The organism is Citrobacter sp. Awk 4 (genome assembly GCF_028069725.1).
Lineage (GTDB): Bacteria > Pseudomonadota > Gammaproteobacteria > Enterobacterales > Enterobacteriaceae > Citrobacter_D.
The window spans coordinates 1-2706 of record NZ_JANEWG010000109.1; the positions used below are offsets into that span (position 1 = coordinate 1).

Genomic DNA, 2706 nt, shown 5'->3' on the forward strand with positions numbered 1-2706 from the left:
AAAAACCGCCCTGCAAGGCGGTTTTTCGAAGGTTCTCAGAGCAGCAACTCTTTGAACCGTGGTAACTGGCTTACGAGGAGCGCAGTAACCAAATCTGTTCTTTCAGTTTAGCCTTAACAGGCGCATAACTTCAAGACTAACTCCTCTAAATCAGTTACCAGTGGCTGCTGCCAGTGGCGATAAGTCGTGTCTTTCCGGGTTGGACTCAAGATGATAGTTACCGGATAAGGCGCAGCAGTCGGACTGAACGGGGGGTTCGTGCATACAGTCCATCCAGGAGCGAACTGCCTTCGCGGAACTGAGTGTCAGGCGTGGAATGAGATAAACGCGGCCATAACAGCGGAATGACACCGGTAAACCGAAAGGCAGGAATGCGGGGGAGCACGAGGGAGCCACCAGGGGGAAACGCCTGGTATCTTTAAGCCGCATCGGGTTTCGCCACCACTGATTTGAGCGTCAGATTTCATGATGTTTGTCAGGGGGGCGGAGCCTATGGAAAAACGGCTTCGCCGCGGCCTTATCTCTTCCCTGTTAAGCTCCTTCCTGGTATCTCCCAGGAAATTTCCGCCCCGCCTGTAAGCCGGCACCGCTCGCCGCAGCCGAACGACCGAGCGCAGCGAGTCAGTGAGCGAGGAAGCGGAATATATCCTGTACTACATATCCTGCTGACGCGCTGGTGCCGCCTTTTTTCTCCTGCTACATGAAGCACTTCACTGATTTCCACATCCGTGCCAACATAGTCAGCCAGTATACACTCCGCTAGCGCTACGTGACTGGTTCAGGGCTGCGCCCCGAAACCGGCTAAAAGCTAATGACGCGCCTGCGGCTTGTCCAACGCCTCACGGCACCGGATTAAAATCCGCTCCCGTTCACCGTTTCTGACTGCCTTTCACCGTCGCTGGCGCTTCATCGTTTCTACTGTGTCTGGCAGACTGTGCTGATTTATTCTGACTGGAGAACGTTATGGCCAGACTGACAAACTTGACGCCTGCAGAGAAAAAATTTCTTGATGATGCTGTTGCCGCAGCTGAAAGAGCGTCAGGTAAAAAGCTAAATCAGCCTAACCGGCACATCGTCCTGAACAGAGCGCGTGCGCAAATTGAGTTGCAGCGTTACGCCGACCGCCAGCGTGCATTACGTGAGGATGAGCGGCAGCAGTCCGATTTTGCCTGGTCACGTCCGCGCGCGCCGCGCCGCTGATTTTGGCTTTTGGCGGTTTAGTGGTGCTGACGCTGCGAAATCACCTGCCATTCACCTGCGTGCATAGCCATGCAGTCGCGCAGAAATCATCAGGGGCGTTTTTCCGGGATACTGGTGAGGAAAGGTGCTGGAAACGGCCCTGATGCAGCAGGATTGCGCTGAGGGCGCCTGCGGGGGTGCGGGCAAGGGATGTTATGTTTAATCGGTCTGACCGTCAGGTACAAAAAAAAGCCCTTAGGGGGCTTTTTTTTTGCTATGAGTTAGCCATATTTTCGTGCGAATTTTTCATCGGAATCGCATAGATAAATAATAAACTCAATAAACGCGATGATCGCGGGTAAAAGTAAATCGTCAAACGCATCTCCCGGTGTAAACGCTGAACTAACCAATCACAGCGATGCCAAGCCGCTCCATGAGCAACGATGCCTGGTAGCTGTCTAACTTAACGCCTTGTAAATCAACACCCCGAATATCTAAGTCACCTAACTCCGAATTGGTCAGATCGCAATGTGTGAAGTTTGCTGCTCGCCAGTCGAAAGTCGAAAACTCGCCGCCGGAGAGATCTGAACCACTGAACGTCGCACCCAGTACCTGAGTCCCCATCCAGCGGTTTTCCCACAGCTCACACTTTTCCAACACGACTTTCGAAAAATTGGCGTAGCTTAGATTAGTATTAGTGATATATGCGCTGCAAAACCAGGTGCGCGTGGTGATCATATTCATAAAGCTTGCACCGCGGAAATCTGCGCCTTGTGCGCGGCAGTGGCGAATTTCAATGCCCAAGGCACTGACGTTGCGGAAATCTGCCATTGATAAATCACAGCTTTTGAAAATGGCATCTTTCAGCATTGCGCGACTAAAATTGCACCCTTTCTGACTTTCGCGATCATAGAACTGGCAGCCGATAAATTCAGTGCCGCTCAGGTCGGCACCTGAAAAATCGCAGTTAAAAAATGTACTATTTTCAACTTTCTCACCGGTGAAGCGATTTCTGTCAATTTTTTCGCCAACTAATGCCAGAGTCATATCTATGCCTGTGTTTTTATACAGTAATGACGCCATGGTAAACCTTATGACGTTATGCGTCAAACCCGCCAGTATGACACCTGCAAATGCGTATTAGATCTGGTGTTTCTTCAGCAAGGCACGTAGCTGATGATAAGTCAGACCCAGTAATTCAGCGGCTTTTTTCTGGTTAAATTTAGCCTGCTGTAAGCTGGTTTGTAGAAAGTCTTTCTCTTGCTGCTGCTGGAATTCACGCAGATCCAGCGTTATAACGATGTGTATCCTATGTGCTCGGATTGGATAGATTTCCATTACGGTGAAGGATCTTCTTGAGATCCTTTCTGTGGCGTCGTAATCTCTTGCTCTGTAAACGAAAAAACCGCCCTGCAAGGCGGTTTTTCGAAGGTTCTCAGAGCAGCAACTCTTTGAACCGTGGTAACTGGCTTACGAGGAGCGCAGTAACCAAATCTGTTCTTTCAGTTTAGCCTTAACAGGCGCATA

3 protein-coding genes and 1 pseudogene are annotated in these 2706 nt (G+C 50.4%); 1 reads left to right on the forward strand and 3 read right to left on the reverse strand.

The window, feature by feature from the left end:
* Window positions 1-150: 150 nt before the first annotated feature.
* Entirely contained in the window at window positions 151-264 is a 114-nt protein-coding gene (locus NNO04_RS22990) for a hypothetical protein (protein WP_032667588.1), read from the reverse strand.
* A 699-nt stretch (window positions 265-963) separates the two neighbouring features.
* Between NNO04_RS22990 and NNO04_RS22260 the strand changes: the two genes are divergently transcribed.
* Window positions 964-1200 carry a hypothetical protein gene (locus tag NNO04_RS22260; protein WP_012772745.1) on the forward strand — a complete coding sequence of 79 codons (237 nt, stop codon included), beginning with the start codon at window positions 964-966 and terminating at the stop codon, window positions 1198-1200.
* A 381-nt stretch (window positions 1201-1581) separates the two neighbouring features.
* Here NNO04_RS22260 and NNO04_RS22265 read toward each other — a convergent pair whose 3' ends face one another.
* Both NNO04_RS22265 and NNO04_RS22270 read right to left on the reverse strand, forming a co-directional pair.
* Window positions 1582-2226 (reverse strand): quinolone resistance pentapeptide repeat protein QnrB19, encoded by a 645-nt coding sequence (locus NNO04_RS22265; RefSeq protein ID WP_012954666.1) that lies wholly within the window; start codon window positions 2224-2226, stop codon window positions 1582-1584.
* A 93-nt stretch (window positions 2227-2319) separates the two neighbouring features.
* Window positions 2320-2475: pseudogene (locus tag NNO04_RS22270) on the reverse strand (helix-turn-helix domain-containing protein); the annotation flags it as partial.
* Between the last annotated feature and the right edge of the window lie 231 nt (window positions 2476-2706).